Here is a 22,989-nt window from a genome sequence, read left to right on the forward strand (position 1 = left end):
CCACGAGACCACAGGGTGAGATCAGAGGTTGCCGCGCAGCTCCTGCTCCCGCTCGATCGCCTCGAACAGGGCCTTGAAGTTGCCCTTGCCGAAGCCCATGGAGCCGTGGCGCTCGATCATCTCGAAGAAGACGGTCGGGCGGTCCTGGACCGGCTTGGTGAAGATCTGGAGCAGGTAGCCGTCCTCGTCGCGGTCCACAAGGAGCTTGAGTTCGCGCAGTGTCTCGACGGGGACGCGGGTCTCGCCCGCCCATTCGCCGAGGGTGTCGTAGTAGGAGTCGGGGGTGTCGAGGAATTCGACACCGGCGGCGCGCATGGCGCGTACGGAGGCGACGATGTCGTTGGTGGCCAGCGCGATGTGCTGGACGCCGGGGCCGCCGTAGAACTCCAGGTACTCGTCGATCTGGGACTTCTTCTTGGCGACGGCCGGCTCGTTGAGCGGGAACTTCACCTTGAGCGTGCCGTCGGCCACGACCTTGGACATCAGCGCCGAGTACTCGGTGGCGATGTCGTCGCCGACGAATTCCTTCATGTTGGTGAAGCCCATGACCCGGTTGTAGAAGGCCACCCACTCGTTCATCCGGCCGAGTTCGACATTGCCGACGCAGTGGTCGATGGCCTGGAAGAAGCGCCGCGCCGGGGGCTCGACCACCGGCTCGGCGGCGACGAAGCCCGGCATGTAGGGGCCGTCGTAGCCGGTGCGGTCGACCAGGGTGTGCCGGGTCTGGCCGTACGTGGCGATGGCGGCGAGCACGACGGTGCCGTGGTCGTCCTTCAGCTCGTACGGCTCGGTGAGGCCGGTGGCGCCGTGCTCGACGGCGTACGCGTACGCGGCGCGCGCGTCCGGGACCTCCAGGGCGAGGTCGACGACGCCGTCGCCGTGGGCGGCGACGTGGTCGGCCAGGAAGCGGCCGTGGTCGGTGGCGGGCTTGATGACGGAGGTGAACACGAAGCGCGCGCCGCCCGACTCCAGGACGTAGGAGGCGGTCTCGCGGCTGCCGTTCTCGGGTCCCGAGTAGGCGACGCGGCGCATGCCGAAAGCGGTGGAGTAGTAGTGCGCGGCCTGTTTGGCGTTGCCCACGGCGAAGACGACGGCGTCCATGCCCTTTACCGGGAAAGCATCCTGGGTCTCAGTCATGACAAAAGCGTCCCGCCGCTTGTCAGGGTGCGCAATAGTTCCGGATTTCAGTGGACAGTCTGCACAGCGGAAGCGAGGATCGACGGGTCAATCTGTGCAGCATGACCACGGAAGGCGGCGGGGTATGGGGATCGACGCGCTGGACGGGCGGCTGATCACGCTGCTGGACCGGGAGCCGCGGATCGGCGTGCTGGAGGCGTCCCGGCGGCTGGGGGTGGCGCGCGGCACGGTGCAGGCGCGGCTCGACCGGCTGAGGGCCAATGGGGTGATCCGCGGCTTCGGCCCGCAGGTGGACCCGGCGGCGCTCGGCTATCCGGTGACGGCGTTCGCCACGCTGGAGATCAAGCAGGGCCAAGGGGCCGACGTACGGGCGCACTTGACCACCGTGCCGGAGGTGCTGGAGCTGCACACCACGACCGGTCAGGGCGACATGCTCTGCCGTCTGGTGGCCCGTTCCAACGCCGATCTCCAGCGGGTGATCGACCGCGTTGTCGGCTTTGATGGGATTGTCCGGGCCGCCACGGCCATCGTCATGGAGAACCCGGTCCCGCTGCGGATCATCCCGCTGGTGGAGCAGGCGGCGCGCGACACGTAGACGCGCCACGCGGTCGAAGGAGACGGGGAGGTGGCGGCGCGGTGAGCTTCTGGCAGTACCTCTCCAACCGGCACCAGCAACTGCTCACCGACGCCTTCCAGCACGCCAGCGCCGTGTTCCAGTGCATGGTGCTCGCGACCGTGATCGGCGTCCTGATCGGTGTCCTGACCTACCGCAGCGACTGGGCGGGCAATCTCGCGGTCACCTCGACCGCGACCATCCTCACCATCCCGTCGCTGGCCCTGATCGGTCTGCTGATCCCGGTCCTGGGCCTGGGCGTGCCGCCGACGGTGACCGCGCTGACGCTGTACGGGCTGCTGCCGGTCGTCCGCAACTCCATCGTCGGGCTGCGCGGTGTGGACCCGGCGCTGGTGGACGCGGCCAAGGGCATCGGCATGTCGCGGGTGGCCCGGCTGCTGCGGGTGGAGCTGCCGCTGGCCTGGCCGCCGATCCTGACCGGTATCCGGGTCGCCACCCAGATGCTGATGGGTATCGCGGCGGTGGCCGCGTACGCCTCGGGCCCCGGCCTCGGCAACGAGATCTTCCGCGGCATCGCGTCGCTGGGCAGCGCCAACGCGCTCAACGAGGTGCTGTCCGGCACGCTCGGCATCATCGTCCTCGCGCTGCTCTTCGACGCCGCGTACGTGGGCATCGGCCGTCTGACCATTCCGAGGGGGATCCGTGTCTGAGCAGTGGTCACCGCAGGACCGGGAGCAGCCGGCGCCCGCCGGGGTGGCGGGCGCCACCATCGAGCTGGAGAACCTGACCAAGCGCTATCCGGGCAGCCAGGACCCGGCCGTGGACAGCGTCAGCATGGAGATCAAGGCCGGTGAGACGGTGATCTTCGTGGGCCCTTCCGGCTGCGGCAAGTCCACCACGCTGAAGATGATCAACCGGCTGATCGAGCCGTCGTCCGGGCGGATCAGGATCAACGACGAGGACGTCACCGCGATCGACCCGGTCAAGCTGCGCCGCAAGGTCGGGTACGCCATCCAGTCGTCCGGTCTCTTCCCGCACATGACGGTCGCGGAGAACATCGCGCTGGTGCCGAAGATGGTCGGCTGGAGCAAGTCGCGGGTCAAGGACCGGGTCGAGGAGATGCTCGACCTGGTGGGCCTGGACCCGCGGGAGTTCCACGGCCGCTACCCGCGCCAGCTCTCCGGCGGACAGCAGCAACGCGTGGGCGTGGCACGGGCGTTGGCGGCCGACCCGCCGGTGCTGCTGATGGACGAGCCGTTCGGCGCGGTCGACCCGATCACCCGCGACCACCTCCAGGACGAACTGATCAGGCTCCAGCACGAGTTGCACAAGACGATCGTCTTCGTCACGCACGACTTCGACGAGGCGATCAAGCTGGGCGACCGGATCGCGGTGCTCCGCGAGCACTCGCACATCGCCCAGTTCGACACGCCGGAGGCCATTCTCACCAACCCGGCCGACGACTTCGTGTCCGGCTTCGTCGGCGCCGGCGCGGCGCTCAAGCGGCTCAATCTCACCCGCGTGCGCGATGTCGGCATCGCCGACTTCCCCGCGGTGGGCGTCGACGAGCCGTTGCAGTCGGTCTTCGAGCGGCTGCGCACCAGCCAGCACAACGAACTGCTGCTGCTCGACCGGCGGCGGCGCCCGTACAAGTGGCTGCGGCGCGGCGATCTGATGCGCGCCAAGGGGTCGTTGGCGCGGGCGGGCACGGTCGTGCACGACACGGTGACGCGGGACGCGACGCTGCGGGACGCGCTGGAGGCGGTGCTGACCGACAGCGGCGGGCGGGTGGCGGTGACCGGGCGGCGCGGCGAATTCGTGGGCGTGGTCGACATGGAGACGCTGATGAACTCTGTGCAGGAGATGCTGGAGGCCGACCGGCTGACCGCGATGGAGCACCAGCACGAACTGGCCGAGTCGCAGGCCGGGCAGGGACACGAGGAGGAGCGGGCACGCGCCGAGCAGGAGGGCGCGGCGGGCGCGGAGCCGGCGTCATGAGCCCGGACAGCCCGGACCGCGCGACGGGGGCCAGCCGCGCCGACGGCGGCCGGTCCCACCCGTCGGGCCGGGACACCCGCGACGCCGGGGAGCGCCGTCCCCCCGGCGAGCACGACGTGCGGGGCCTGGCCTTCCGCGACGACGACGGCGGTACGGAGCACGAGGAGCACGAGGGCGGGACCGCGCCCGCCGCGACCAGGCCGAAGCCCAAACTGACGTGGCGGAAGCTGGTGTTCACCCCGGTCGTGCTGGCCGCCGTGCTGCTCGCCACGTATCTGTGGATCACCAACATCCACCTGGACGCGATCGAGAAGAATTCGCTCGACGACGGCAATGTGCAGCTCCGGCTCTGGCAGCACGTGAAGCTGACCGCGATCTCCACCTTCTGGGTGCTGGTGATCGCCATCCCCGTCGGCATCGCGCTGACCCGGCGGCGGCTGCGCAGGGTCGCGCCGTTCGTGACCGCGCTCGCCAACATCGGCCAGGCCACCCCGGCGATCGGCCTGCTGGCGCTGCTGGTGATCTGGCTGGGCATCGGCGCCCGCACCGCGATCATCGGCATCGTGGCCTACGCGGTGCTGCCGGTGCTCTCCAACACCGTCGCGGGGCTCAAGGCCATCGATCCGACGCTGGTGGAGGCCGCGCGCGGCATCGGCATGTCGGCGCCCGGCGTGCTCGCCAAGGTCGAACTGCCGCTCGCCGTACCGCTGATCCTCGCGGGCGTGCGGACCGCGCTGGTGCTCAACGTCGGCACCGCCACGCTGGCCACCTTCGGCGGGGGCGGCGGCCTCGGCGACCTGATCACCTCCGGCATCGTCAACCAGCGGATGCCGGTGCTGATCCTCGGCTCGGTGCTGACGGTGGTGCTCGCGCTGTTCGTGGACTGGCTGGCCTCGGTCGCCGAGCAGTTGATGCGCCCCCGCGGCCTGGAGGTGACGGCGTGACGCGGCGGCGTACGGGGCTCGTGGCGCTCTGCGGCGCCGCCCTGCTGGCGTCCTGCGGGCTGACCAGCGGCAGCCCGCTGGTGGACAACGTCAAACCGGGCTCGATCGGGCAGGGCGAACCCCTCAAGGGCGCCCACCTGGTGATCACGTCCAAGAACTTCAGCGAGAACATCATCCTGGGCGAGATGATCGGCCTCGCCTTCAAGGCGGCGGGCGCGAGCGTGCTGGACCGGACGAACATCACCGGCTCGATCGGCGCCCGCGAGGCGGTCAAGTCCGGTCAGGCGGACGCGATGTACGAGTACACCGGCACCGCCTGGATCACGTATCTGGGGCACACGGAACCCATCAAGAACCCCCAGGCGCAGTGGCAGGCCGTGCACGACGCGGACCTGAAGAACGGCCTGACCTGGCTGCCGCCGTCCACGCTGAACAACACGTACTCGCTCGCCGTCAGCCAACGCAACAACGCGAAGTACCACCTCAAGACGCTCTCCGACGTGGCCGCGCTGGCGAAGAAGGACCCCAAGGCCGTGACGCTGTGCGTGGAGAACGAGTTCGCCTCCCGGCAGGACGGGCTGCCCGGCATGATGAAGGCGTACGACATGGACATCCCCAGCTCGCGGATCCAGAAGATGGACGCGGGGATCATCTACACCCAGGTGAACAAGAACGGTTCCTGCCTGCTGGGCGAGGTGTACACCACCGACGGCCGCATCCAGTCGATGCACCTGACCGTCATGGAGGACGACAAGCACTTCTTCCCCAACTACAACGCGGCGCCCGTCATCTACAGCAAGGCGTTCAAGAAGTACCCGGCCATCGCCAAGCTCCTCGACCCGATCAGCGCCAAGCTGGACACGGCGGTCGCGCAGAAGCTGAACGCCCAGGTGGACGTGGACGGGCAGGACCCGCACGACGTGGCGAAGAAGTGGCTGATCGCGGAGGGCTTCATCAAGAACGGGTGAGGGGGCCATGCGGGGCTCGGGGGGTACGGGCCGGGGGTACGGCTCTGGGGTACGGCTCTGGGGTGGATGCAAAGCTGTTTTGCAAAAGAGCGTTGCAAAGGTGCTTTGCACGCGCTTAAGGTGGTGTCCATGACGGACAAGAAGGACGCGGTGCCGATCGGCCCGATCTCGGACGAGGATCTGCTGACCCTCGACGCCAGGTCGCTGCGCGGCCTCGCCCACCCGCTGCGGATGCGGCTGCTGGCCGCGCTGCGCGACCGCGGCCCCGCCACGGCCTCCCAACTGGCCGACCGGCTCGGCGAGTCCAGCGGTGCGACCAGCTACCACCTGCGCCAGCTCGCCTCGTTCGGCCTGGTCGAGGACGACCCCGGCCGCGGCACCGCGCGCGAGCGCTGGTGGAAGGCGGTGCACCGGGGCCAACGCTTCGACAGCATCGGGGAGTTCGTCCGCCACCCCGACCCCGAGGTGCGCGCCGCGATGAGCACCTTCCTGGTCGAGCACGCCACCAGCAGCGCCGAGCAGGTGGCGACCTGGATGAGCACGATGCACACCTGGCCGAAGGTCTGGCAGGAGGCGTGGGACTCCAGCCGCTTCACGCTGCGCCTCACGCCGCAGGACGCGGTGGAGCTGAGCGAGCGGGTGCACGCGCTCGTGGAGTCCTTCCGCGAGCGGGAGACCGACGGGCCGGAGGGTGAGCGGGTCCGGGTGCAGTTCCACGAGTTCCCGATCGCGTCCGACTGACCCCGCTCCCCCGCGCCGCGCGCGCCGTCACCGCACGCGCAGCCGTATCCGTACCCGTACCGGCTCCCTGTCCGTACCGGCTCCCTGTCCGTACCGGCCCGTAATTCCGTAGCTCCGTCACTCCGTATCAACGACCCATCGTCACGGGGGAATTCGCCATGCCCGCACGCACCGCGATACCGCACGCCCACCACCGGCCCGACGGGTCGGGACCGGCCCGCGACCGGCGCCCGCTGGGGGTGCTGCTGGCCGCCAACGTGGTCTCGATCGCCGGGAACATGCTCACCGTCGTCGCCGTCCCGTGGTTCGTGCTGGAGACCACCGGGAGCCCGGCGCGGGCCGGTCTGGTCGCCTTCGCGGCCACCCTGCCGGTCGTGCTCGCCGCGATCCTGGGCGGCCCGCTGATCGACCGGCTCGGCTACGCGGTCACGAGCGTCGTGTCGGACGTGGTGTGCGCGGCGGCCATGGCGGCCGTACCGCTGCTGCATCTGACCGTCGGGCTGCGCTACTGGGAACTGCTCGCGCTGGTCGGCGTCAGCGGCCTCTTCCACGCCCCCGGCGAGACCGCCCGCGAGGTGCTGATGCCCCGGCTCGCCGCACGCGCCGACACCACCGTGGCGCGGGCGTCGAGCGCGTACGAGGGCGCGTCGCGCGGCGCCCGTATGCTCGGCGCCCCGCTGGCGGGCGTGCTCATCTCGGTGATGGGCGCCACCAATACGCTGCTGGTCGACGCGGCGACCTTCGCGGTGTCCGCGGTGCTGATCGGGATCGGGGTACGGGACCGGACGCCGGCGGAGGCGCCGGAGCCGCCGAAGGAGTCCGCCGGCAGTTACCGGGCCGAACTGCGCGAGGGATTCGCCTACTTGGTGGCCGCGCGGCTGCTGTTCGCCATCGTGGTGATGGTGATGGTGACCAACGCGCTGGACCAGGCGTGGTCGGCGGTGCTGCTGCCGGTGGACGCCCGCGAGCACCTGGGCGGTTCGGTGAGCGTCGGCCTGGTCGCCGGGACCTTCGGCGGCGGCGCGCTGATCGGCTCGCTGACGTACGGCGTCGTCGGCCACCGGGTGTCGCAACGCGGCCTCTACATCGGCGCGTTCCTCATCAGCGGCTTCCCCCGGACGGCCGTGGCCGCCTTCGTGCCCGGTCTGACCCCGCTCCTGGTCACCTGCGCGGTGTGCGGGCTGGCCGCCGGGGTCCTGAACCCGATGATCGGCACCGAGATGGTCCGCCTGGTCCCCGAGCGGCTGCGCAGCCGCGTCTTCGGCGCCGTCACCTCCGGCGTCCTGGTCGCCGTGCCGCTGGGCGGCCTGCTCGGCGGCTTCCTCGTCCAGTACGCGGGCCTGCGCACCGCCATGGCCACCGTCAGCGCCGTCTATCTGCTCACGACGCTGAGCCCGCTCGTCCTGCCCGCCTTCCGGCACTGGAACGACGAGCCCGGCGACGAGCCCGCCGTGTCGCCGGGCGCCGCGCGGGCGTCGGTCTAGCCGCCGTCTAGCAGGTCGGCAGCTTTCCGCCCTTGTCCAGGGCGGCCAGGGCCGCCAGCGCGCCGTCCAGGTCGTTGACCGGGACCAGCCTGAGCCCGTCGGGCAGCTCCGCCTTGGCGTCGGAGCACTCGCCGCGCGGTACGAGGAAGACGGTCGCGCCGTCGCGGCGGGCGGCCTGCTCCTTCAGCGGCACCCCGCCGACCGCGCCGACCTTGCCCGAGGCGTCGATGGTCCCGGTGCCCGCGATGGTCCGGCCGCCGGTGAGGTCGCCGCCGTGGCCGTCGCCGTTGATCTTGTCGATGATGCCGAGTGCGAAGAGCAGCCCGGCGCTGGGGCCGCCGACGTCGGCGAGCTGGAGATCGACCTTCACCTTGGACGGTGAGAGCCCGAGGTGCTTGAGCGCGGCCGTCGTCGCCGCGTCCTGCGAGTCGGTCATCTCCTTGCGGTTCGCCTTCTCGATCTCCTTCACCGAGCCGCCGGTGGGATAGACCGAGTCGCGCGGCATCGCCGCCTGGTCCTTCTTGAACCACGCCTTCAGCACGTCGGTGACGTGCACCGAGGCGTCCGGTGACGTCGCCTGGATCGTCACCATCCGCAGTTGCCCGCTCGTCCTGCGCACCGGTGTCCCGCTCACCGTGATCACCTGCGTCCCCTGGTCCGCCCCCAGCACGTTCGCCGTCAGCCCCGGCTCCACGATCGAGATCGGGAGCGGGGCGAGGGCCGCGACGGCCAGCAGCCCGGCCGTGACTGCTCCGCAGACGGCCAGAGTCACGGTCCGCCGGGAGACGCTGCTTCTACGCATGCCGCCGACCCTATTTCACACCCCCCGCCCTCGCGGCCACGCCCCCGCACCCCAACCCGGCCGGTGGCCCGCGCACAACCGAACCGCCCTGCCGGGGCGGGTGGTGACCTGCGGCAGCATCATGGCTGGCCGCGCAGTTCCCCGCGCCCCTAAAAGCACGGCCCACCGCCCCCGGCAAAGCAACCGCCCCGGGGCCGGGCCCCAGCTACCCGCACGCACGCACGACCAGCGCCCCCTCAGGGGCGCGAGGAACTGCGCGAGCAACCCACCACCGGCCGGTGGCCCGGACACAACCGAACCGCCCCACCGGGGCGGGTGGTGACCTGCGGCAGCATCATGGCTGGCCGCGCAGTCCCCCGCGCCCCCCAAAACACGGCCCACCGCCCCCAGCAAAACAACCGCCCCGGGGCAGCAGCCCAAAACGCGTAGCGGCGTCCCGGCAAAGGAGCCCCCTTGGGCCGGGCCCGTGAAGACGCGTAGCCGGCGTCCCGGCAAAGGACCCGGCACGGGCCCGGGGGCCTGGGGGCGCACCCTTGTGGGGAGGCTCAGCGCCCTAGCGCAGGGCGTCGGCGACCTCCGTGGCGGCCTCCACGACGCGCGCACCGACCCTCTCCGGGACCGAGTCGGCGAGCATGACGACGCCGACGCTCCCCTCGATGCCGGGGACGCCAAGGAGGGGCGCGGCGGCCCCGCTGGCACCGGCCTCCAGCTCGCCGTGGGTGAGGACGTACCGGACCGGCTCGGTCGCGGTGACGGTATGGGCGGCGGGCGGCCCCTCGGCCGGGCGGGCGCCCAGGGACTCCTCCTCGACGAACCGCTCCCAGCGCGACCCGTCGGGCGTCGGCTGCATGCCCCGCCCGGCGAGAATGGCGCGCCCCGCGGCCCCGCGGTCCAGCGGGTGCCGGAAGCCGGTGCGATAGGCCACGTGGTAGTCGGTCCAGGTCGGCTCCACGACGGCGACGGCCAGCGCCTCGCTGCCGTCGACGAGGGTCAGGTGGGCGGTCGCCCCGATCTCCTCGGCGAGCGAGCGCAACGCGGGCAGTGCGGCCTCGCGCAGCAGCGGGTGCACCTGGTGGGCCAGACCGAGCACGCCCAGTCCGACGCGCGCCCGGCCGCCGAGGTCACGGCGGACCAGCGAATGCTGCTCCAGCGTGGCCAGCAAGCGGTAGACCACCGTCCGGTTCACACCGAGTTTGGCGGCCAGCTCGGTCACCGTCAGGCCGTGGTCGGTGTCGGCGAGCAGCTTGAGAACCCGCAGGCCCCGGTCAAGCGTTTGAGACGTCTCCGCGGTCACGACGCCCCCTCCTCGTAGGCGGCGGCCATCTCCACGGCGGTAACGCACTGCCGGTCCCGCGGCAGTGCGCGGAGAGGCCGCCGGTAGTCGTCATACCGGCTGCGCTCCGCGGCTGCACTGCCACGGCGCGTGCGTGACCGGCACCGTAGCGAGCGGGTACCGCTCAGCGGAAGGGGTCGTCCACAATCCGGGCGTCGGCTTGACCCGACTTTGGAGATCCACCCTCTACAATACGGCCGACATCATCGCATTCGGGTCGCCCACTCCTGCACCTTCTTGATCCGCTCGCCGAGCTGTCCCGCCGTCGCCTCGGCGCTCGGCGGCCCGCCGCACGCACGGCGCAATTCGGTGTGAATCACCCCGTGCGGCTTACCGCTCTGATGGTTGTACGCGGCCACGAGCGTGTTCAACTGCTTGCGCAGTTCGAGCAGTTGGCGGTGGGTGACGATCGGGCGCCGCTCGGCGGGGAGTTCGAGCAGATCGGCCTCTTCGTCCGGCTTCTTCCGACTGTGGGCGATCTGTCGGGCCTGCCGCTTCTGCAGCAGTATCTGGACCTGGTCCGGTTCGAGGAGTCCGGGGATGCCGAGGTAGTCCTGCTCCTCCTCGCTGCCCGGATGCGCCTGCATGCCGAACTCGGCCCCGTCGTACAGCACCCGGTCGAAGACCGCGTCGGACTCCAGCGCCTCGAAGGGCAGCATGTCCTCCTCGGTGGCCTCGTCCTCGGCCTTCTCCGCGTCCGCGAGGAGCTTGTCCTCCTCCGCGAAGGGGTCCTCCTCGCCCTGCTTCTTGGGCTTGTCGAGCACGTGGTCGCGCTCGACCTCCATCTCGTTGGCGAATTCCAGCAGCATCGGGATGGTCGGAACGAACACCGACGCCGTCTCGCCGCGCCGCCGCGACCGTACGAAACGGCCCACGGCCTGCGCGAAGAACAGCGGCGTCGAGATCGTCGTGGCGTACACGCCGACCGCGAGGCGGGGCACGTCGACGCCCTCCGACACCATCCGGACCGCGACCATCCACCGGTCCTCGGACTCGCTGAACTTCTCGATCCGCTTGGAGGAGCCGGGGTCGTCGGAGAGCACGACGGTCGGCTTGTGCCCGGAGATCTCCTTGAGCAGCTTGGCGTAGGCGCGGGCCGAGTCCTGGTCGGTGGCGATCACCAGGCCGCCCGCGTCCGGGATGCCCTTGCGGACCTCGGTCAGCCGCTGGTCGGCGGCCTTCAGCACGTTCGGGATCCAGTCGCCGGTCGGCGCGAGCGCGGTCCGCCACGCCTGCCCGATGGCGTCCTTCGTCATCGGCTCGCCCAGGCGCGCCGCGATCTCGTCGCCCGCCTTGGTGCGCCAGCGCATGTTGCCGCTGTAGCTGAGGAAGATCACCGGGCGCACGACGCCGTCGTTGAGCGCGTTGCCGTACCCGTACGTGTAGTCGGCGGCGCTGCGGCGGATGCCGTCGTTGCCCTCCTCGTACACCACGAAGGGGATCGGGTTGGTGTCCGACCTGAACGGCGTCCCGGTCAGCGCCAGCCGCCGCGTCGCCGGGTCGAACGCCTCCAGGCACGCCTCGCCCCACGACTTGCTGTCGCCCGCGTGGTGGATCTCGTCCAGGATCACCAGCGTCTTGCGCTGCTCGCAGCGGTTGCGGTGCAGCATCGGCCGCACCCCGACGCCCGCGTACGTCACGGCGACGCCGTGGTACTCCTTGCCGACGGGGCCCGCGCTGTACTCCGGGTCCAGCTTGATCCCTATCCGCGCCGCCGCGTCCGCCCACTGCGTCTTCAGGTGCTCGGTGGGCGCCACCACCGTGATCTGCTGCACCAGGTGGTTGTGGAGCAGATACGACGCCAGCGACAGCGCGAAGGTGGTCTTCCCGGCGCCGGGTGTCGCCACCGCGAGGAAGTCCCGCGGCTGCTTGGCGACGTACGCGTCGATGGCCCCCTGCTGCCAGGCCCGAAGCTTGTTCGCCGTCCCCCAGGGCGCGCGCCCGGGGAAGGCGGGAGACAGATGGTGCGGGTGCGATGCGGCGGTGGTAGTCACGGTCTCCGTTGAGGTTCGTCTCGCGGCGGGTCGGTACGAAAACCGCCTCAGCCTACCGGCCGCACCCCCTCACCCCTGTCCCGACGCCACCGCGCCGCCCGTGTGCGACTCAGCTCACATACGGGCGCGCGGACGCCGTCTCGTACGGTGATACGCCGTCCCGGGCGCAGGCGGTCGGTCTCACGCCGATTTCGGGTGGGGGCGCAGGCGCCCCGCTACGAAGGCGCCCACGAGGGCCAGGGCGGCGGCGGGGAGGAAGACGGCGGCGAAGGCCGCGGGGTGTGCCGTCGTGGTGGTGCTCGCGTCGGCGGTGGCGCCGACGGTGCCGCCGCCGAGGGCGGCGAAGACGGTGCCGGCGGCGGCGACCAGGAGGACGTTGGAGAGGGCGTCGGAGACCTGGAGGGCGGCGGAGTTGGCGCCGGCCTCCGCGGGGGCGGACTGCTCCAGCATCAGCACGCTGAGGGTGGAGATGACCAGGCCCATGCCGAGGCCGCCCGCGCACCAGGCGACGGCCACGATCCACACCGGTACGGACTGGACGAGGGCGAGGCAGGCGCCGCAGATGGCGGCGGCGGACAGCACCATGCCGAACTGCGCGAGGCGTTCGCGGACCGGCGCCAGGCGCGGGCGGGCCTGGACGTACGAGCCGAGCGCCCAGGTGAGCCCGGCGCCCGCCAGCGACAGACCCGCCATGGTCGCGGACAGGCCGCGCTGGGTGACCAGCATCAGCGGGATGAAGCTCTCGGCGGCGATGAAGGTGCCCGCCGCGATCCCGCGCATCAGGATCACCGTGGGCAGCCCGCGCACCGCGCGGAAGGTGCCGGGCGGCAGCAGCCGCAGCGCGGACGGTACGAGCAGCACGATGCCCGCGACGGCCGGTATCACCGAGAGCGGGCTGATGTCCTGGCCCGCGTACTGCAACAGCGCCGCGCCCGTCGCGAGCGCCACCGCGTACCAGATCCGCCGCCCGTCCCGTACGGGCGGCGCGACCGGCTCGGGGGCCTCGGGCAGCGTCTCGGGGGCCGGGTCGGGGGCCGGGTCGGGGGCGTGCGCGGCCCGCCGCAGGGGCGGCAGCATGACGGCGAGCGGCAGCGCCACCAGGACCGGGATGGCCAGGAACACCCAGCGCCAGCCGAGGTGTTCGGTGACCGTCCCCGACACCAGCGGCCCGACGATCGACGGCACCACCCACGAGGCCGCGAAGGCGGCCATCACCGAGGGCCGCAGCCGTTCCGGATACGCCCGGCCGACCACCACGTACAGCGCGACGATCACGAGCCCGCCGCCGAGCCCCTGCACGGCCCGGCCGAGCACGAACGGCCACATCGACTGCGCGGTCCCGCTGATCACCAGTCCCGCCGCGAAGCCGCCGATGCCCGCCGCCAGCGGCGGCAGCGGCCCCGACCGGTCGCACCACTGCCCGCTGACCACCATCGCGAGCAGCGACGTCGTGAAATACCCCGAGAACGCGAACGCGTACAGCCCGAGACCGTCCAGCTCCCGCGCCGCGATCGGCATCGCCGTCCCCACCGCGGTCGCCTCGAACGCGATCATCAGCACCACCGACACGATGCCCAGGGTCAGCGCGCGGTACGACCGCCCCATCACGCCTTCCGGCGCGTCCGGGGCGGTCTCGGGGTCGATTCCAGGAAGCCGCTGGTCACGGCGAGTGTCGGAGGCAGTCACCAGCCAAGGGTAAGGGGCATCAGCCCCTTTCACCCCTGCCCTGCGACCCCCTTTCCCTCCGCCTTTCGCCCTACGCCCCGCCCTCGTCCCACCTCCGTCCCGGCCGCGTTCCCGCCCCGGCCCGCGCCCCCGTTCATGAACGCCGTATGGCAGTCCCGTTGCACCCCCTCCCCCACCCTTGACCCACCCCCGCCCCACCCGCGAAGGTCGAACCACACCGCACACACACCTGGCCGTGTGCCCGAGTGGTTGAGGGACTCGCCTGCAAAGCGAGTTACGCCGGTTCGATTCCGGTCACGGCCTCCAGTCGCCTTTGACCAGGCAAACAGAAGGGCGGCACCCGATGAGGGTGCCGCCCTTCTGGTTGTCCGTTCCCGTCTCAGTCCCGGACCCGCCGAACGTCTCAGCCTCTCGGCCACGTCTCCCGGTCATCAGCTCGCGAGTGCTTCGCCGAGCCTGGCGTGGGCGGCGCCGGGAAGCACTTGGTGCAAGGTCTCGGCGCGGGCTCGGACGAGGCCGTCGCGGTACGCCTCGGGGAGCCGTTCCCAGACGGCGACCGCCTTGTCGGCTGCCCCGGTGGGGTCGCCGTCGGTGTGGAGGCAGAGCGCGGCGTCCATCTCCAGCAGGGCGCGGGTCATGACGGACGGGGTCCGGGTGAGGGCGAGGGCGGCCTCCTGCTCGGCGTACGCCTCCCGTGTGCGGCCGAGGAGGGTGAACGCCTGGGAGAGGTGGACGTGGTGCTTCTGGAGCGGGTAGCCGAACCAGGTGTCGGCGGCCTGGGTGCCGTCCAGGTGTTCCGCGATGAGGCGGGCGTCGGCGACGGAGCGGAGTGCTCCCTGCCGGTCGCCGATGGCGGCGAGGGCGCGGGCGCTGACGGCCGCCGCCAGGGCCGCAGCGGCGGACGGACTCTGCCCGGCCTCGGCGCGGGCACGACCCGCGAGATCGGCGGCGGCTTTCGGAGCACCGTAGTTGAGGGGCACCATCGCGTGCCGTGCCAGTGCCCAGGCGAGCATCTGCCGGTCGCCGGACTCGCGGGCGGCCTGCTCGGCGGTGCTGAACCAACCGTGCGCGTCGCGCTGATCGCTGCGGTCGTGCTGGATGATCGCCACAAGCCCGGTGATGCCAGCGGCCGTTCGGGCAAGGTCGGCTCGCGCGGCAGCCGCGTGCGGACGGCTCAGGACATCGCGCAACAGGTCGAGGTCGTCGCGCATCTGCGTCAGGACAACGGTGGGAGGACGGCCGCGATAGCCGCCGCGGTGCCGCTCGATAGCACCGTCGAGATAGGCGAGGTCACCGGCATCGGAGCCAGTCAGCGCCGCGTTGATGCCCTGGCGCGCTTCCGCGATGCCGGGCAGAGCCACCGCACCCGTCGCCGCCGCTGCCGCTGCCGCCGCGCCGAGGAACTTTCGTCGGTCCACCTCCGTGCCCTCCTCTCCCCCCTCACCACTATCCGGGCGGTTCCGAAGTCTGCGCCACTGCTTACTCGCCGCGACCGCCCGGACGATCTTCTCCACCGGCAGGCCGTACGCCTTCGCCAGCAGGGGGTGCCAGGCGGGGACGGGTAAACGGCGTTCGGTTTCCCAGCGTTTGAGGTTCTCCCGGTCGAACCAGCGGCCGTCCAGTACGGGCCGCGTCGGCTGTGGGACGAGGTGGAGGCCGCCTTCCGCTGGTGGACGGGCCGGGGAAAGCCGGGGGTCGAGCGCTTCGGGCTGACGGTCGACGCCGACGGGCAGTACGTGTGGCTGGACGATCCGGCCGAGTCCTGGGGTATCTGAGCGACATCACTCTCCAGGCACGAAGCGGGGAGAGGCTCCTGGACGGCTTCCGGGCCGGGCCGGAGCCCCTGCCGAAGACGCCGCCGAAGGCGAAAACCCTGCCCGCGCCACCCCTGACCGCCGCCCAGCTCGGCGACGTGCTCCTCGCACTCGGGCCGCACCGGCGCCGCTGACAGGGTGAACGACCGGACCGGCGGAAATACTGACGTGGCCGTGGCGGTTGCCGCCGGTATGGCGACTTTGGGACTGATCGGCAGCGGAAACATCGGCGGCACCCTGGCCCGGCTGGCGGTCGACAGCGGGCTCGATGTGGTGCTCAGCAACTCACGGGGGCCGGAAACCCTCGCGGACCTCGTCGCGGAGCTCGGTCCACGAGCCCGCGCGGGCACGGCGGCGGAGGCCGCCGCCGCCGGGGACTGGGTGGTGGTGACGGTCCCGGTCAAGGCGTACCCGCGGATTCCGCGGGAGCCGCTGGCGGGCAAGACCGTGATCGACACCGGCAACTACTACCCGCAGCGCGACGGCGACATCGCCGACCTGGTCGAGAAGAAGACCACGGACAGCGGGCTGCTCCAGGGGTATCTGGACGGTGCCCACGTGGTGAAGGCGTTCAACAACATCTTCTTCAAGCACCTGGCGGCGCTGCCGCGTCCGGCGGGAGCGGCCGACCGCAGCGCCCTGCCCATCGCCGGTGACGACGCCGACGCGAAGGCGCACGCCGCTGAGCTGCTCGATCTGCTCGGCTTCGACACGGTGGACGCCGGGCCGCTCGCCGAGGGCCGGCGGTTCCAGCCCGGCACGGCGGCGTACGGGCTGCCCTACGCGGACAAGTCGGTCGCCGACTTCATGGCCGAGCCCCCCGCGCCGGCCTCCGTCGCCGACATCGAGGCGGCCCTGGCGGCGGCGGAGAGCTGAAGCCGGGCCCGAAGCCGGGCCGCCCGTCCGCTCCCGCCGCGATTGGCCCAGGGATTTGGGGCGGGAGTGGTACAACGGCGCGGGGCGATCAGGCCGTAGCGTCGTCGGTATGAGTGAGCGAGTGGATTACGCGAAGCACGCGCCGGACGCGTTCCGGGCGATGCTGGGGTTCAGCCAGGCGGCGGCGAAGGGGCTCGACCCCGTGGTCGCGGAACTGGTGAAGATCAGGGCGTCGCAGATCAACCGGTGCGCGTTCTGCCTGGACATGCACATCAAGGACGCGCGGAAGGCCGGGGAGAGCGACCAGCGGATCTTCCTGCTGAGCGCGTGGGAAGAGGTCGACGGCGTCTACAGCGAGAAGGAGCGGGCGGCGCTGGCGCTGACGGAGGCGGTGACGCTGCTGACGGACGGGTTCGTGCCGGACGAGGTGTACGCGCGGGCGGCGGAGCACTTCGACGCGGACGAGTTGGCGCGCCTGGGGGCCGCGATCGTGGCGATCAACGCGTGGAACCGGTTCAACGTGACGTTCAGGACGCAGCCGGCGGCGAGCGCGTGAGCGGCGCGGGGGCCGGGGCCGAGGTCGGGGCCGGGGCGGGAGGCGTGGCCGGGGCGGGGGGCGTGGCCGGGGCCGGGGCGGGGGGCGCGAAGGCGCTGCTGGCGCTGCATCACGGGCGGGACGCCGCCGATCCGTTGGTGCTGCCCGGGCCGTGGGACGCGGCCAGCGCGCGGGTGTTCGCGGACGCGGGCTTCCCGGCGCTGGCGACGCCCAGCGCCGGGGTGTCGGCGTCGCTGGGGTACGAGGACGGCGAGGCGCCCGCCGACGAGATGTTCGCCGCGATCCGGCGGATCACCCGCGCCGTGGACGTCCCCGTGTCGGCCGACGTCGAGGCCGGATACGGGCTGGCGCCCGAGGAGTTGGTCGAGCGGCTGCTGGAGGCCGGGGCCGTCGGGTGCAATCTGGAGGACTCCGAGCCGGGGTCCAGGGGGCTGGTCGAGCCCCGGCGGCAGGCGGACCGGCTCGCGGCCGTACGCGCCGCCGCCGGGGACGCGTTGGTCGTCAACGCGCGCATCGACACGTTTCTGCGCGGCGACCGTACGACCGGCGCCGCCGTCGAGCGCGGGCTGCTCTACGCCGCCGCCGGAGCCGACTGCGTCTACCCGATCCTCGCCCCGCCCGCCCTCCTCGCCGAGATCGCCGAAGCCGTCCCGCTCCCCCTCAACGCCCTCTGCCGTCCCGGCGGGCCCTCCCCCCGCGAGCTGGCCTTCCTCGGCGCCACCCGCGTCACCTTCGGCGGCGGCCTCCAGCAACAAGCCCTGGAAGCCGTCCGCGACATGGCGACCGGCATGCGCCTGTGACCCGCCTGGCGTGCGCCGCGTAAAGGCGCCGGGCCACGTTGTCCAGGGCCGCGGTGGACCGGCACGCTCAGCCGCGGCCGCGCCCCTGACAAGCTCAACCCGCCCCGGATAGCTCCGCTACGAGGCCGCCCCGGCGCCTTGCGCTCGCACGTACCAGGCGCCGCCTGGACCGCCCATGATCCGCCGGACAGGCGCTAGTTCTGGGGTTTGACCACCGCGGCTTGGGGGCGGATGGGGAGGCGGGGGATGGGGCGGGCGGTGGCGGCGCGGACGGCGGCGGCCACCGCGGCGGGGGCGGTGACGACGGGGACCGCGGAGACGGCCTTGGCGCCGAAGGGGGCGAGGACGTCGCGCTCCTCGACCAGCCGGATGATGCGGACCGTGGGGGCGTCGAGGGCGGTCGGCAGGGAGTATCCGGTGAGGCTGGGGCGTTTGACGATGCCTCGGGGGGCGCGGAGGTCCTCCATCAGGGCGAGGCCGACGCCCTGGGTGATCCCGGCCTCGATGCGGGCGGCGAGCTGGCGGGGGTTGAGGATGCGGCCGACGTCCTGGGCGACGGCCATCTCGACCACGCGCACGGCGCCCAGTTCGATGTCGACGTCGACCACGGCGCGAATCGCGCAGAAGGTGAGGCCGACGAAGGCGTCGCCCTGGCCGGTGTCGTCGAGCCGGTCGGTCGGGTGCGGGCGGCACTGCGCGGTGGCCCACAGCTCCTTGCCGTCGAGGGTCTCGGCGACGGTGGTGGACAGCACACCGTCGTACGAGGTGATCTTGCCGTCGGCGATGGACAGCAGCTCCACGGACATGCCGAATTTGGCGGCGAGCGGCTGGAGCAGCTGGGTGCGGACCATCTTGGCCGCGCGCTCGACCGCGCCGCCGGACACCCAGGTGTGGCGTCCGCGCGCGGAGGGTCCCGACGGCGGCTGGTCGGTGTCGGACGGCAGCACCTGGACGTCGTCGATGCCGAGGACTTCCTGGACGATCTGCCGCGCCAGCGTGGTGAATCCCTGGCCGGTCTCGACGGCGGCGCAGATGACGGTGGCGCGGCCGTCGTGGACGCGTACGGTCGCGGTCGACACCTCGTCGGCGCCCTCGGCGCCGAGCACGTGGACCATGCCGAGCGCGTAGCCGACCCCGCGCCGTACCGCGCCCGGCTCGCCCGCGCCCGAGGTGCCGCCGGGCAGCAGCCACTGCGACTCGTCGTCGCCGTCGGGCAGCGGGGGCAGCTCGGCGTCGCGTACGGCCTTCAGCAGCTCGCCGACGGGCGCGGGGCAGGTGACGGTCTGGCCGGTGGGCAGCAGGTCGCCGGTGGCCAGGACGTTGCGCATCCGGATCTCGGCCGGATCCAGGCCGACCTTCGCGGCGAGCTTGTCCATCTGGCCCTCGTACGCGGCGCAGACCTGGAGCGCGCCCTCGCCGCGTACGTGGCCGGACGGCGGGTTGTTGGTGCGTACGGCCCAGCCCTCGACGAAGACGTGCGGGACGACGTAGGGACCGGCCGCGAAGGCCACGGCGGCGGCGAGCGCGTCGGAGGAGGCGTCGGCGTACGCGCCCGCGTCGAGCAGGATCTGCGCCTCGACCTTGACCAGGCGGCCCTCGGCGTCGGCGTGGTGCCGGTAGCGCAGCAGGGTGGGGTGGCGGTGGGCGTGGCCGAGGAAGGACTCCTCGCGGGTGGCCACGAATTTGACCGGGCAGCCGGTCTTGAGCGCGAGCAGGCCGAGCGGGAGCTGGACGCCGGAGTCCTCGCGGTCGCCCATCGCGCCGGGCACGCCGGTGACGACGACCTTGACGCGGTCGGGTTCGAGGCCGAAGCAGGCGGCGGCCAGGTCGCGGTCGGCGTGCGGGTCGGTGGAGGCGACGTACAGCTCGACGCCGCCGTCCGGGCGCGGGACGGCGAGTCCGGCCTCGGCGCCGATCGGGGCCGGGTCCTGGCGGCCGACCCGGTACAGGCCCTCCACGATGACGTCGCCGATCGCGTCGGGGTCGCCGAAGCGCAGCGGGATGTGCCGGATCAGATTGCCGTCGGGGTGCAGCGGCTCGGCGGCGAACGCCTTCTCGGGGTCGGTGACCGGCTCCAGCACCTCGTACTCGACGAGGATCGCGGCGGCGGCCAGCCGGGCGGTGTCGGGGTGGTCGGCGGCGACGGCGGCGATCGGCTCGCCGTGGTGCCGCACCAGGTCCTCGGCGAAGACCGGGCGGTCCGCGACCCGGCGGCCGTGCATCGCGTCGCCCGGCACGTCCTCGTGCGTGACGACGGCCCGCACGCCGGGCATCGCGACGGCCTCGCTGGTGTCGATCCGGGTGATCCGCGCGTGCGGGTACGGCGAGCGCAGCACGGCCGCCCACAGCAGCCCCTCGGCCCACAGATCCGCCGCGTACGGGTAGGTGCCCTGCGCCTTCTGGAGCGCGTCGGCCGAGGGCAGCGACGCGCCGATCCCCCGTACCGCCCCGGCGCCCGCCAGGGTCTCCGCGACGGGCCCCGGTCCGTCGATGATGCCGGTCATACGGCGCCTCCCGAGGGGCCGCCCTGGTGCGGGACGCGGGCGGCGGTGGAGGAGGCCGCGGACGCCGGGTTGTCGGGGTCGTCGGCGGCGGCCTCGCGGGCGGCGATGACCTGGTCGACGGCGTCGAGGACGCCGCGGTAGCCGGAGCAGCGGCAGAGGTTGCCGCACAGCGCCTGGCGGGTCTCCAGGTCGGTGGGTTTGTGGTTGCCCTCCAGCAGGTCGTGCACCGTCATCGCCATGCCGGGGATGCAGAAGCCGCACTGTACGGCGCCGGATTCGGCGAGCGCGCGCTGGACGTCGGAGGGGCGGCCGTCCACGGTCAGGCCCTCGACGGTACGGACCTCGCTGCCCGCCGCGGTGGCCGCGGGCACCAGGCAGGAGGCGACCAGACGGCCGTCGACCTGGACGGAGCAGGCCCCGCACTCGCCCTGTTCGCAGCCGTCCTTGGCGCCGGCGAGGCCGAGGCGTTCGCGCAGCACGTAGAGCAGCGACTCGCCGAGCCAGGCGTCGGTCACCGGGCGGTCGGCGCCGTTGACGCGCAGAACGTAGGAGGCGAGGGGGTGTTCGCTGTGGGTCTCCTCGACGGGTTCCGGCTCCGGCTCCCGCTCGGCCTCGTCGGCCGCGAGGTCGCCGTCCGCCTCCGCCGTACCGGAATCCGGGGCGAGGGGGTCGGGGGCGAGGCCGTCGGGCGCGGGGCCGTCCACGGCGTCGGGGAGCGGCCCGGCCGGGGGCAGTTCGCCCGGCGCGAGTCCGTCCGGTACGTGGCCGTCCGGTGCGAGGCCGTCCGGTACGTGGCCGTTCGCCACCAGTTCCTCGCCGCCGTCGAGCGCGGGCAGCGCGGACAGGCCGTCCAGGCCGCCCGGCAGGGCGTCGAGGCCGCTGAGACCGTCGAGCGCGGACAGGCCGTCGACGCCGTCGAGCGCGCCGATCCCGGTGAGCGGGGTGAGGCCGTCCGACAGGCCCTCGGGGTCGTGCAGCGCGCCCGCGCTGCCGGGGCTCTCGGGGTCGCCGGGGGCGCGCGTCCTGGCCGCCGGGTCGTGGCCGGTGCCGTAGTCGGCGTCGTGGCCGGTGTGCGTGAACGCGCTGTCGGCGGTGGCCTGGTGGCCCGCGCCGGGCGGCGGGCCCTCCGGGTCGTCGACGGCGGCGGACCAGGCGGCCTGGGTGGGCGGCCAGGGCAGCCCCTCGTCAACTCCCGCGCCCAGGCCCGTGCCCAGGCCCGTGCCGGGGTCGATGCCGGTGCCGACGCCGCTGAAGTCCCACTGCCCGGTGAGCTGGTCCTGCGGTGTGCCCTGCCCGGCCTGCGCCTGGGCGGCGGCCTGAGCGGCCGCCTGGGCCTGCGCGGCGGCCGCCGCGCCCTGCCCGAACATCCCGGCGGGGAAGGACTGCGTGGGCGCGGGCGACGGCGCCTGGTCCCACGGCGAGGCGAAGGAGCCGACGGAGAACTCCCCCGAGTCGCCGTCCGCGTCGTCCTTTATGACCGGGATCGACCACTGGGTGACCGGGTCGCCCTCACCGGTGACGGGCGGTCCCGCCGGGCCGTGCGCGCCGAGCGGGTCCTCGCCCGGCCGCGGCTCCGGCGGCAGTTGGGCCGCGAAGGAGACGTGCATGGTCTGGTCGGGGTCGTAGTCCCCGCCGCCGGGCACGGGCTGCCAGGTCCCCGACGTGCCGGGCGACGTGCCGGACCCGCCGGACGTGCCCGACCTGTCGTCGGTGCCGGGTGCGCCCGGCTGCGGCTGCGGCTGGTCGGTCATGCCAGTGCCCTCCCGAGCGCTCGACGGGACAGTGCGGCCACGGTACGGCGTAGCTGGACGGCGGCGGGCGGCAGTTCGACACCTTCCTGGTCCGGGATGCACGCGGCGGCCACGTACTCGCCGAAGGCCGTGCACGCCTCGGGGGCGAGATTGCGGTCGCCGTCCCAGTCGATGAGGCCAGCGACCCACTGCTCGGCCTCCAGGGGCCGCAGCGGCACCGGCGCGACCGCGCCCACCGAACAGCGCACCTGGCGGCGCGCGGGGTCGACCACGAGCGCGACGGAGGCCACCGCGCGCCCCGGCCCGGTGCGCCCGGTGGCCTTGAGGAAGGTCTGCGGCGCGTGCAGCAGCGGAATCCTCACGAAGGCGAGGAGTTCGCCGGGGCGCAGCGGGTCCATGCCGGTGAGCAGGTGGCTGACCGGGAGTTCGCGGTCGCCCTCGGGTCCGGCGACGATGACGCTGGCCTCCAGCGCGGCGAGCACCGGGAGGGCGTCGCCGGTCGGGGCCGCGGTCGCGATGTTGCCGCCGAGGGTGCCCGCGTTGCGGATCTGCGGCGGTCCCGCGGAGCGGGCGGCGGCGGCGAGCGCGGGGATGAGGGCGGCGAAGTCCGGCCGCCCCATCCGCGCGTGGGTCAGTCCGGCGCCGAGCAGCGCCGCGCCGTCCGCGTACTGCCAGCCGCGGATCTCACTGATCCGGCCGAGGCCGACCAGCGCGTCCGGGCGCAGCAGCCCGGAGTTCACCGCCGCCATCAGGTCGGTGCCGCCTGCGACGGGCACGGCGCTGGGCATGGCGGCGAGCGCCTCCACCGCCTCGTCGAGCGAGGACGGCAGCGTCACGTTCTCCGCCGTCCGCCGTGCATACGTGCTCACGCAGCCTGCCCCTTCCCGGCCTTCCTCCGTCGCGCGGTAGCCGTACCGTACGTGCTCACAGCCTGGACGTGGCAACTCTGGCACATGTTCCACGGTGGTCAACGCGAGGGTCCACGAAGTACCGATCCGTCCGTCACGGGCGCGATCGTACGGCTCTG

At 72.8% G+C, this 22,989-nt stretch carries 19 protein-coding genes, 1 tRNA gene and 1 pseudogene; 12 read left to right on the top strand and 9 right to left on the bottom strand.

What is annotated here, in order from left to right; translation table 11 throughout:
* Positions 1–21 precede the first annotated feature (21 nt).
* Positions 22–1,137 carry a 4-hydroxyphenylpyruvate dioxygenase gene (gene hppD / locus ACIO6U_RS31125; protein ID WP_355343054.1) on the bottom strand — a complete coding sequence of 372 codons (1,116 nt, stop codon included), beginning with the start codon at positions 1,135–1,137 and terminating at the stop codon, positions 22–24.
* Positions 1,138–1,261: 124 nt separating this feature from the next.
* On the opposite strand from hppD, the gene ACIO6U_RS31130 reads away from it, so the two are divergent.
* From ACIO6U_RS31130 to ACIO6U_RS31160, 7 genes are all read left to right on the top strand, one after another.
* Entirely contained in the window at positions 1,262–1,732 is a 471-nt protein-coding gene (locus tag ACIO6U_RS31130; protein WP_093716663.1) for an Lrp/AsnC family transcriptional regulator, read from the top strand.
* Positions 1,733–1,773: 41 nt separating this feature from the next.
* On the top strand, positions 1,774–2,421 hold the full coding sequence (locus ACIO6U_RS31135; protein ID WP_355343051.1) for an ABC transporter permease: 648 nt from the start codon (positions 1,774–1,776) through the stop codon (positions 2,419–2,421).
* The gene (locus tag ACIO6U_RS31140; RefSeq protein ID WP_355343048.1) at positions 2,414–3,709 is read left to right on the top strand and encodes a betaine/proline/choline family ABC transporter ATP-binding protein; all 1,296 of its coding nucleotides are present in this window, start codon (positions 2,414–2,416) and stop codon (positions 3,707–3,709) included. The genes ACIO6U_RS31135 and ACIO6U_RS31140 overlap by 8 nt, the downstream gene beginning before the upstream one ends.
* On the top strand, positions 3,706–4,653 hold the full coding sequence (locus ACIO6U_RS31145; protein ID WP_401724167.1) for an ABC transporter permease: 948 nt from the start codon (positions 3,706–3,708) through the stop codon (positions 4,651–4,653). Before ACIO6U_RS31140 ends, ACIO6U_RS31145 begins: the two co-directional genes overlap by 4 nt.
* Positions 4,650–5,621: a glycine betaine ABC transporter substrate-binding protein gene (locus tag ACIO6U_RS31150; protein WP_401724171.1), complete on the top strand. Its 972-nt coding sequence runs from the start codon at positions 4,650–4,652 to the stop codon at positions 5,619–5,621. The genes ACIO6U_RS31145 and ACIO6U_RS31150 overlap by 4 nt, the downstream gene beginning before the upstream one ends.
* A 129-nt stretch (positions 5,622–5,750) precedes the next feature.
* Positions 5,751–6,362, top strand: coding sequence for a helix-turn-helix domain-containing protein (locus ACIO6U_RS31155; protein ID WP_188284047.1), 612 nt, complete (start codon positions 5,751–5,753; stop codon positions 6,360–6,362).
* 158 nt (positions 6,363–6,520) lie between these two features.
* Entirely contained in the window at positions 6,521–7,846 is a 1,326-nt protein-coding gene (locus ACIO6U_RS31160) for an MFS transporter (RefSeq protein ID WP_355343039.1), read from the top strand.
* A 7-nt stretch (positions 7,847–7,853) separates the two neighbouring features.
* Here the strand turns inward: ACIO6U_RS31160 and ACIO6U_RS31165 are convergent, their stop codons facing one another.
* From ACIO6U_RS31165 to ACIO6U_RS31180, 4 genes are all read right to left on the bottom strand, one after another.
* A complete protein-coding gene (locus ACIO6U_RS31165) occupies positions 7,854–8,648 on the bottom strand; it encodes a S16 family serine protease (RefSeq protein WP_355343036.1) in 795 nt (264 codons plus the stop codon).
* A 553-nt stretch (positions 8,649–9,201) separates the two neighbouring features.
* Positions 9,202–9,942, bottom strand: a complete 741-nt coding sequence (locus ACIO6U_RS31170) for a helix-turn-helix domain-containing protein (RefSeq protein ID WP_355343033.1) — start codon at positions 9,940–9,942, stop codon at positions 9,202–9,204.
* A gap of 242 nt (positions 9,943–10,184) precedes the next feature.
* Positions 10,185–11,975, bottom strand: coding sequence for a DEAD/DEAH box helicase (locus ACIO6U_RS31175; protein WP_355343030.1), 1,791 nt, complete (start codon positions 11,973–11,975; stop codon positions 10,185–10,187).
* A 180-nt stretch (positions 11,976–12,155) separates the two neighbouring features.
* Complete coding sequence (locus ACIO6U_RS31180; protein WP_401724283.1) at positions 12,156–13,580, bottom strand: MFS transporter; 1,425 nt, start codon at positions 13,578–13,580, stop codon at positions 12,156–12,158.
* Between the two features lie 312 nt (positions 13,581–13,892).
* On the opposite strand from ACIO6U_RS31180, the gene ACIO6U_RS31185 reads away from it, so the two are divergent.
* A tRNA-Cys gene (locus tag ACIO6U_RS31185) sits at positions 13,893–13,967 on the top strand.
* A 125-nt stretch (positions 13,968–14,092) separates the two neighbouring features.
* Here ACIO6U_RS31185 and ACIO6U_RS31190 read toward each other — a convergent pair.
* Positions 14,093–15,079, bottom strand: a complete 987-nt coding sequence (locus ACIO6U_RS31190) for a twin-arginine translocation signal domain-containing protein (protein ID WP_401724177.1) — start codon at positions 15,077–15,079, stop codon at positions 14,093–14,095.
* A gap of 201 nt (positions 15,080–15,280) precedes the next feature.
* Between ACIO6U_RS31190 and ACIO6U_RS31195 the strand changes: the two are divergent.
* From ACIO6U_RS31195 to ACIO6U_RS31210, 4 genes and pseudogenes are all read left to right on the top strand, one after another.
* A pseudogene (locus ACIO6U_RS31195) lies at positions 15,281–15,436 on the top strand (protein-L-isoaspartate(D-aspartate) O-methyltransferase); the annotation flags it as partial.
* 231 nt (positions 15,437–15,667) lie between these two features.
* Positions 15,668–16,351, top strand: a complete 684-nt coding sequence (locus ACIO6U_RS31200) for an NADPH-dependent F420 reductase (protein WP_401724179.1) — start codon at positions 15,668–15,670, stop codon at positions 16,349–16,351.
* A gap of 109 nt (positions 16,352–16,460) precedes the next feature.
* Complete coding sequence (locus ACIO6U_RS31205; protein WP_355343018.1) at positions 16,461–16,907, top strand: carboxymuconolactone decarboxylase family protein; 447 nt, start codon at positions 16,461–16,463, stop codon at positions 16,905–16,907.
* Positions 16,908–16,951: 44 nt separating this feature from the next.
* Positions 16,952–17,707: an isocitrate lyase/phosphoenolpyruvate mutase family protein gene (locus ACIO6U_RS31210; protein ID WP_401724182.1), complete on the top strand. Its 756-nt coding sequence runs from the start codon at positions 16,952–16,954 to the stop codon at positions 17,705–17,707.
* Between the two features lie 194 nt (positions 17,708–17,901).
* Here ACIO6U_RS31210 and ACIO6U_RS31215 read toward each other — a convergent pair whose 3' ends face one another.
* Genes ACIO6U_RS31215 through ACIO6U_RS31225 form a run of 3 tightly spaced genes read right to left on the bottom strand, consistent with a single transcriptional unit; the run spans position 17,902 to position 22,831 of the window.
* Positions 17,902–20,211: a xanthine dehydrogenase family protein molybdopterin-binding subunit gene (locus tag ACIO6U_RS31215; protein ID WP_355343012.1), complete on the bottom strand. Its 2,310-nt coding sequence runs from the start codon at positions 20,209–20,211 to the stop codon at positions 17,902–17,904.
* Positions 20,208–21,962: a (2Fe-2S)-binding protein gene (locus ACIO6U_RS31220; protein ID WP_401724186.1), complete on the bottom strand. Its 1,755-nt coding sequence runs from the start codon at positions 21,960–21,962 to the stop codon at positions 20,208–20,210. Before ACIO6U_RS31220 ends, ACIO6U_RS31215 begins: the two co-directional genes overlap by 4 nt.
* Positions 21,959–22,831: an FAD binding domain-containing protein gene (locus tag ACIO6U_RS31225; protein ID WP_355343006.1), complete on the bottom strand. Its 873-nt coding sequence runs from the start codon at positions 22,829–22,831 to the stop codon at positions 21,959–21,961. Before ACIO6U_RS31225 ends, ACIO6U_RS31220 begins: the two co-directional genes overlap by 4 nt.
* Between the last annotated feature and the right edge of the window lie 158 nt (positions 22,832–22,989).

Origin of the sequence: Streptomyces sp. NPDC087422, assembly GCF_044744145.1 — a bacterium.
Taxonomy (GTDB): Bacteria; Actinomycetota; Actinomycetes; order Streptomycetales; family Streptomycetaceae; genus Actinacidiphila.

Bases quoted from the DNA above. Each gene is read 5' to 3' on its own strand.
- ACIO6U_RS31145 (WP_401724167.1), top strand. From the start codon at position 3,706: ATGAGCCCGGACAGCCCGGACCGCGCGACGGGGGCCAGCCGCGCCGAC.
- ACIO6U_RS31200 (WP_401724179.1), top strand. From the start codon at position 15,668: ATGGCGACTTTGGGACTGATCGGCAGCGGAAACATCGGCGGCACCCTG.
- ACIO6U_RS31130 (WP_093716663.1), top strand. From the start codon at position 1,262: ATGGGGATCGACGCGCTGGACGGGCGGCTGATCACGCTGCTGGACCGG.
- ACIO6U_RS31180 (WP_401724283.1), bottom strand. From the start codon at position 13,580: ATGGGGCGGTCGTACCGCGCGCTGACCCTGGGCATCGTGTCGGTGGTG.
- ACIO6U_RS31155 (WP_188284047.1), top strand. From the start codon at position 5,751: ATGACGGACAAGAAGGACGCGGTGCCGATCGGCCCGATCTCGGACGAG.
- hppD (WP_355343054.1), bottom strand. From the start codon at position 1,137: ATGACTGAGACCCAGGATGCTTTCCCGGTAAAGGGCATGGACGCCGTC.
- ACIO6U_RS31205 (WP_355343018.1), top strand. From the start codon at position 16,461: ATGAGTGAGCGAGTGGATTACGCGAAGCACGCGCCGGACGCGTTCCGG.
- ACIO6U_RS31160 (WP_355343039.1), top strand. From the start codon at position 6,521: ATGCCCGCACGCACCGCGATACCGCACGCCCACCACCGGCCCGACGGG.
- ACIO6U_RS31220 (WP_401724186.1), bottom strand. From the start codon at position 21,962: ATGACCGACCAGCCGCAGCCGCAGCCGGGCGCACCCGGCACCGACGAC.
- ACIO6U_RS31215 (WP_355343012.1), bottom strand. From the start codon at position 20,211: ATGACCGGCATCATCGACGGACCGGGGCCCGTCGCGGAGACCCTGGCG.
- ACIO6U_RS31165 (WP_355343036.1), bottom strand. From the start codon at position 8,648: ATGCGTAGAAGCAGCGTCTCCCGGCGGACCGTGACTCTGGCCGTCTGC.